This is a genomic window from Bacillus sp. FSL R9-9834 (genome assembly GCF_038006905.1).
Classification (GTDB): domain Bacteria; phylum Bacillota; class Bacilli; order Bacillales; family Bacillaceae_G; genus Bacillus_A; species Bacillus_A pacificus.
In genome coordinates this window covers 47,454-54,463 of sequence record NZ_JBBOWD010000003.1, presented here as the reverse complement: position 1 = coordinate 54,463, position 7,010 = coordinate 47,454, and the positions used below count along the sequence as shown (strand labels likewise).

The following is a 7,010-nucleotide window of genomic DNA, read 5'->3' as shown; positions in this document are numbered from 1 at the left end:
AGGTATTTATCAATTCTTTCTTTGTAAGTCTTCATTTTTACGATAATAAATGTATACGTAAACACTTCATCAATCACTCGCTGTGCCATGTACTCAGCCATTCTACATCCGCTCCTTTTTATTAAATGCTTGCAATGATTAATTCATCCAAAGCCTTTTGCATCAACGCTTGTTGCTCATTTAACGCCTTCAATTCTTCCTTATCTGGGCTGTTAATAATAATTTCATCTAATGCTTGTTGCATTAATTCCTGTTGTTTTTTAAGTACTATTAATGCGTCTGCGTTGGAATCATCCGCTTGGATAACTTCCCACTCGTAATAAAAAGAATTCTCCTGCTTATTGTAGTAAACACGGCCAATTCGATTTCCTTCGATTTTATCGCTTGGTATTTCGCCATTATATAAAATCCAGCCTTGTTTTATAGCATCTTGTGCGTTTTTTGCGAATCCGTTTAATTCATCTAACGGCATTAGATGTCTACTTACAACTAGCCCTTTTTCGTTTGCAATAAATGCTTGCATCCATTTCACTCCTTACTCCCATAAAAACGGGAATGCTCCATACGGACTTTGATCTACAACTAATGTTTTTACAGAATCGACTGTAATTGGGTAAGTCCATACTACTTGTCCAGCTGATGAAATTTTCTTAACTGAATCCTTGAAAGCCGCAAATACATTTCCTGTTTTATCAACAGTAATATCTTTTATATCACCTGGTACAGACCAAGTAACTTTTAAATCTGGTCCCATCTTAACAAGCTGACTAGATAAACCCGCTCCATCGGTGTGAAGTGCATATAAATTTTTATATTGATCAAGAGTAGTGCGTAAAATCGCTACTACGTTGGTAGCGGCAGTAGCTACCTCTTTACCATTTGGATCTACTTTTTTATACGTAGCTTTATCATTACCAGCTGTATTCATAAATGTGTAAATATAGCCTTGGCTATCTATAGATAGATTGGGGGCTTTGTTTGACGCAAAAGAGTAATTCCAAATATCTTTTCCGCCAGGAGAAACCTTTTTAATTTGACTGTTGCCAGATGAATAACTAATATATACATTTCCGGTTACGTCTACAATGATATCCTCCAAGAAATCTGTTTGGTTAATTTCCCAAATTCTTTCACCATCAGGATTAAACCTCAGTAGTTGCCTAATATCGTTAAATGCATAAATGTATCCATCTTTATCTACTGCTAGCTTCTGAATACTTCTACTATAACTTTTAGACCATATTACTTGTCCTGTAGGGGATATCTTTTTAATTTCACCTATAGTGGCCGCTGCGTTCGGTGCTCCAGAAGCACTGTAAATATACCCATTTTTATCAACAACCACATCGTTAACAGCGCCGATATGGTTATTTACTGACCAAACCTCTTTCCCTGTATCGGGTGCAATCTTTTTAACCATTTTATCGGTTGTTCCAATATATACACTGAGCTCTAAATTGCTAAAGCTTCGCCAACTTGCGCCATCCCAATATTGACCGATTAACCATTCCCATTTTCCGTTTTTGTAAATACGAGAGGTACCAAGCAACGAGTAGACTTGCATAAATTTATTTTTTAAGACATTAATTTTGCTAGAATCCATTGAACTAATGAAATTCTCTCTTGAATACTCGATGTTAATTTCTTTTTTGTTAGAGAACACTTTAAGCGCTCGTTCTAACATGAATTTAATATCAATATCGTAAAGACTGATCCACAGCGTTCCTTCCACTTTCGGTGGCTCTAATCCATACTCTCGGAATACAGTTTTGGTTGCTGGCGTAGCAGACTTGATCCATACTGTACCTTTATCTTTTGTTGTTGGCTCGGTGTTTTGGACAAATACTTTTACTGCTCGTACCAATCCAAGGTTCGCCCCACCTATACCATGTTCCTCTAAAAAACTCATCGCGGCACCTCCTTTACAAAATCACCGTCTTCATCATATTTCAAATCGAATATTTTTGTTTTGTATGATACCCCATCTTTGTAATACGTAACGGTACGGACAAGGTAATTACCATCTGCATCAGGACTGGAAAGAACTGATCGTTTCCAAAGCTTTCCGTCCTCTTGTGTTTCCTCGTAGGTTGTAAAAATACCATTATCATCTTTACCGCTTCTAGATGGAATCTTTTCTTCTGCATCACTTGTTGTTAGGACTCGTTCACCTTTTACTTTTACCCCTTGCGTGTTTACTTCACCATCAGGATTTATCCATATAGCCTTTGCCCATTGCCAGTCATCTTTATTTGTAGTTCCTGATGGAATGAATTTCAATCCCTCTTGGTTCGTATTTATTAACCACCACTTTTTATCTTGTGGCCGGAACTGCATAGGATTAGGGTTATAGTAAGCGAAGTCTCCTGTTAGATTGTCCCCACCTTTAGCCACTAGATTATTTGCATTGACGATAAATTCCCCAGTTTTACGATTGAGAAACCACAGATATTTATCGCCTGGGGAGTTCCAAGCAAAAAAGTTCCCGTCACCATCTACAGCTAAAGCTGCCTGTGAAACACCTTCTTTTGTCTGGAACTGTAACTCTTGATTATTAAGGAATCTTAGCCAGCCATCCATCGTATCCCCTGATTTCTTCAAGAGATTGGTATTCTGCAGGATGTTAAACGATTTAGTAGTTGGATCGTAAATAGCGTAATCTATCCCATTCACTCCATCTGTAAAGTACGTCTTATTGTCCCCACCAGTAGTAATTGAATGGATATCTTTTACACCATCATTCCAAGCAATACCTCGGTCACGGTTGAACTTAAGAGGACCTGTCATGGTGTCGCCTGTTTTCTTTACAAGGTTAGTTTTAGAAGCTTTTAAATCAAAACCTCCATCTTTTGAGTAATGGAATATAAACTCTTTATTTGTACTGTCATATAAATTAACTGAAGGATTAGTTCCTGCATCAGAGTTAGTTAATGATACTGATAAGTTTGGACTTTTTAGGAATACACCTCTTTCTCCCTTAGCAGGTGCTACGATGTCTAAATTACCTGTCATGACATCTCCAGTTTTCTTCAGAAGATTAGTGCTAGAAAGTACATTGAAGGACTTTGAGACTGTATCGTATTCGAATGCTGTCAAGGCGTTTACATTATCATATAACCTTAGTTTATTCGCACTATTCATACCTAAATTAGTTTGAACAACATTATCTTTAGACCATTGGATGTCCCTTGCTGCTGTACCTGTTCTTTCAAGTTTTAAATCACCTGTCATGGTGTCACCTGATTTAGAAAGCTTTTTTGCTAAATTCTCATCGATTTCTTTTTTAGCTACATCAAAATCGCCCTGCAGCATTACTAATCTATCAATGTCTTCAAATATTTTATTCAACGCTACTCTATTTACATATTCATTACCATTCGGCAATGCGAATTTTAATCGATTTGTTAAGCTAGGCACATTCTCACACCTTTCTATACGTTTCTAATTGATCCCAAGTTAGTTTAAGAGCATCGAGTTGATCCCACGTATATTTATAACTTTCAAGTTCATCCCATGTTAGATATGTGAATACAAACTTCACATCCAAGTGAGCAGGAATGATTTCTCTTAGGGCCAACTGAATATCATCGATGTTAGGCGGAATACCGAATTTACTCGCAAATGTAATTGTGACAGTGTAATTCGGTATATCTTGCTTTACATCCACTTCACCATACTCAAATGATTCTGCTACTTTCTTAATCAGCATGAGCCTTGTGGAACCAGTGCTTCGCATTTTACTTTTTACAACCGACTTCCTTTGTTCTAACGGCTTTTTGCTATCAATCTGTATACCGAATTCAAATTCCCAATCACTAATGGACCAAGTAGCTGTATCGATATCAAACTGTAATCGTACATCTTCAAATTCCTGATTTTCTTCAATGGCAGTTCCTGCACTGATCTGCATAAGATTCACAAATAAATCCGAATCTCGGTACTCCTTCATGGAATCATTTAGAAACGCTTCTACTAATGCATCACGTTCCTTCATAGAAAATCACATCTCCAAGTACTGCAATTTGACCAGATTGAATGGTGACGTCTTTCTGCTCACCGTTCATTAATAGCCTATTTACTCGAATAAGCTGCATTACGTCTACTGCCACAGAACCTACTTTTAAATAACTAATTTGATAAGGTTCTTTTAATATGGATTGTTTACGTGCATTTTCGCGCCAATAAAGGCGGTTGGTAAATTTAAAGTATTCATTTATACCTTCAATCAGTTGTTGCTTTAATGCTTCTGCTTCTTGTTTTGAAGAAACATATACAGCTAAATTTACTTTTACTGGAATGGCTGCTACAACAGATACAGAAGCTCCAATTGGCGCCTGTCCCTCGCCCATTTCGTTAGAAGGGGCAATGTAATCTTGTACTCTCTTCACCAATTCTGGTGAGGCAGGAGTAAAGCTTGTATTGCATACCGATAGTTGTACAGTACCTTTCCCTTTCGCCACAGGAAAGACCAGCACGCCACCCACGTCAGGTATACTAAGTGACCAACGAATGTAATCACCGATATTCCCAGAGTTAGAAGATTCACGCAGCCATGTAAAATAGCGTGATCGTAAATCCTCATCACTTTCTTTTTCTTCTCCACCAGTGATTTTCTCTACATTCGTAACGTTAGCGACGCCAAATACAGCTTCGATTAGTTCAATTGTGTTTTCGGATGTGTTTCCGATTAAACCAGGAAGTACAGCTTCAATTTCAACAATTGTATTACCATTCGGGCCAATAACCGCATCTGCTAATTGCGTATATTCAATGATTTTATTATCCAAGTCATATCGAACCGCCACGTATACAGAGCCTTTCGCAAGCTTTGTGCCCTCATTACCTGAAACAGTAACCTTCCCCTTTGCTTTTTTGGCAGGATAGCGCTTCAAAGGAGTCCTTGATTCTACAACTGCATCCAAATCATCACCGGTTGCATATTGAGCGAATCTTGTGTGATACCATTTCTTAAATTCTTCACGCTGTTCCGAACGAACAATTGATAAAGGCTTTAAAACATCATAAATAAAGCCGCCTTCTCGTTTGTCCCATCGTTTATCTACTTGATTTAATGCACGATTAAAAATTTCTTGTTCCGTTTCATTCCACCACGCAGGAGCTGTCATACTTTCACTTCCCTTCTTACCGGAACGTCACCGTATATTGTGTAGACGGTATAGGAAGCTATATAAGTATCTTTTTCGCCTTTTGTAATCCCTATTTCACTTACATCTATAATTCTCTCGTCATAGATCAAGGAATCTCTTATCGCTTCTTTTACCCGTGAAATACGTCCCTTTTCACCAAGTTCACTATCTAGTAATACGTTACGTACCTCAGAGCCATAATCGTCTGTATAAACCCGATAGACACCTCTTGGGGCACGGTGTGTTTTTTCAATAAGGTTTGCTATTCCTCTTTGTCCATCATCTAGCACAACTGCCCCACTAGCATCCGTAAAAAATTCACCCTTTGAAAAATCAAAAAGAGGTGTCATATACCCGACAACCTCTTCACTCTCAAAATTATTAACTTCAGGTAGTTCCCATTCAATTCGCGGTAATTTAGGAAATTGCATACGTATTAATCACCACCCATAAAGAATTTGACGAAGGGAAGCGATTAGGAAGCAACATCACATTCGTTCCAGGACTAATATTCCATGGACAAAATGTTTGTGAAGCAGGGTAGCGCACTTTTTCATCAACTATCGATACAAATTCCGAACCAGTATAACGGCATAGCGATACCATTTCATTGAGTGGCTTTACTACAAATTGCCGATCCGTAGCACCTGCTCCAGATATACGTTGTATTAAAACTGTTTCTCCTCTAGAAAACTTCACATTTGGCATAATAAAAAATGCACTCGGTAAAGCTTTATCGGATCCGTGTATTTGGATTGTAACGTGCGGTTCGGCTGTGATGATTTTCCCTAAAGAAAAAGAATCCTCTGTTATATCTGGTCCGTGCATATGATGTAAAATACGTTCAATTCCTCGCTTTTCCACCTTCTCACCTACCCTTCATCGTTTTGTTGCGGTGGAACATACTCTTTATCTGGCAAAGCAGCTGAATGAGCAATGTCAGCACTAAAAATAACCCTATTTTTATAGATTTGATAAGCGGCTTTTTTTACATAGTACCCACCAAGTATTGTACTAGTTGGGTCTTCCAAATAAATAAAGTCACCGGACCATATCCGTGGCTCTTCTATGCTGTGTACATGTTCGATTTGCCGTGAAACTTCCGGTAAAGTCCTTGTTCTAAGTAAACTATTGGCATAACTAATTGCAGCTGCTTCCGTTTCACCACTGAAATCTTCCACTGTATACAGAGGACCGTATTTCCGAACTGATTCTTCATCTGATCTAAACACGAATATATTTTTTTCTCTGTTTACAACATTGATTCTGTTCTTAATTTCCTCGGTAGAAACAGTCTTTTCAACGTTTGTTAATCCTGAACCTAGTACCGGGATGAATTTTGCAGGTTTCCACTCAAATACCCGTAGTCCCTCAGGCTCAAAACGAATCCAATACTTCTTACCTGTTACCTTTTTGCTTTCATATAAAATAACAATCAGCATTTCAAATACACTTTGAGCACTATTACTATCTAAGTACATAAGCGGGAATATCGTATTAATTTCTACTAATTCTTTAATCGGATAGTTGTACTTGCTCAATATAGAACGTATCATTTGGCTTGCTGTACGATTTTGAAATATAAATTCATCGCTAGACTTAACTAAGTTAAACAGGTGATCGTACGCAGTAATATCAATATTACGACTCTTTGCATTTTTGTACGCTCTCACTACTCCAGCAAACCAAGTTGTTCCATTAACGATTATTTGTATCGGTTTCCCATCAATTTCATCTAATTCTTTTTTATAAATCAAAGTCATTTCCGCTTTTACTGGTCCCGACTGATAATCATCATCCAATTTGATAGGAGGAACAATAGCATCTGTTACTACCATGTTCCCAATAATAACTTCTAACATC

General features: G+C 37.8%; 8 protein-coding genes. All 8 read right to left on the bottom strand.

The window, feature by feature from the left end:
- Positions 1–121 precede the first annotated feature (121 nt).
- From MKY00_RS29680 to MKY00_RS29645, 8 genes are read right to left on the bottom strand one after another with little or no spacing between them, the layout of a single operon-like run.
- Entirely contained in the window at positions 122–523 is a 402-nt protein-coding gene (locus MKY00_RS29680) for a hypothetical protein (RefSeq protein ID WP_153474204.1), read from the bottom strand.
- A 12-nt stretch (positions 524–535) separates the two neighbouring features.
- Positions 536–1,909, bottom strand: coding sequence for an outer membrane protein assembly factor BamB family protein (locus tag MKY00_RS29675; RefSeq protein ID WP_074585798.1), 1,374 nt, complete (start codon positions 1,907–1,909; stop codon positions 536–538).
- Positions 1,906–3,417 (bottom strand): hypothetical protein, encoded by a 1,512-nt coding sequence (locus MKY00_RS29670; RefSeq protein WP_074585799.1) that lies wholly within the window; start codon positions 3,415–3,417, stop codon positions 1,906–1,908. The genes MKY00_RS29675 and MKY00_RS29670 overlap by 4 nt, the downstream gene beginning before the upstream one ends.
- A gap of 4 nt (positions 3,418–3,421) precedes the next feature.
- Complete coding sequence (locus MKY00_RS29665; protein ID WP_074585800.1) at positions 3,422–3,994, bottom strand: putative phage tail protein; 573 nt, start codon at positions 3,992–3,994, stop codon at positions 3,422–3,424.
- Positions 3,981–5,126 (bottom strand): baseplate J/gp47 family protein, encoded by a 1,146-nt coding sequence (locus MKY00_RS29660; protein ID WP_153474233.1) that lies wholly within the window; start codon positions 5,124–5,126, stop codon positions 3,981–3,983. Before MKY00_RS29660 ends, MKY00_RS29665 begins: the two co-directional genes overlap by 14 nt.
- Positions 5,123–5,578: a DUF2634 domain-containing protein gene (locus MKY00_RS29655; protein WP_153474234.1), complete on the bottom strand. Its 456-nt coding sequence runs from the start codon at positions 5,576–5,578 to the stop codon at positions 5,123–5,125. The genes MKY00_RS29660 and MKY00_RS29655 overlap by 4 nt, the downstream gene beginning before the upstream one ends.
- A complete protein-coding gene (locus MKY00_RS29650; protein ID WP_153474235.1) occupies positions 5,565–6,011 on the bottom strand; it encodes a hypothetical protein in 447 nt (148 codons plus the stop codon). The genes MKY00_RS29655 and MKY00_RS29650 overlap by 14 nt, the downstream gene beginning before the upstream one ends.
- 8 nt (positions 6,012–6,019) lie before the next feature.
- Positions 6,020–7,009: an XkdQ/YqbQ family protein gene (locus MKY00_RS29645; protein WP_262726457.1), complete on the bottom strand. Its 990-nt coding sequence runs from the start codon at positions 7,007–7,009 to the stop codon at positions 6,020–6,022.
- Position 7,010 lies beyond the last annotated feature (1 nt).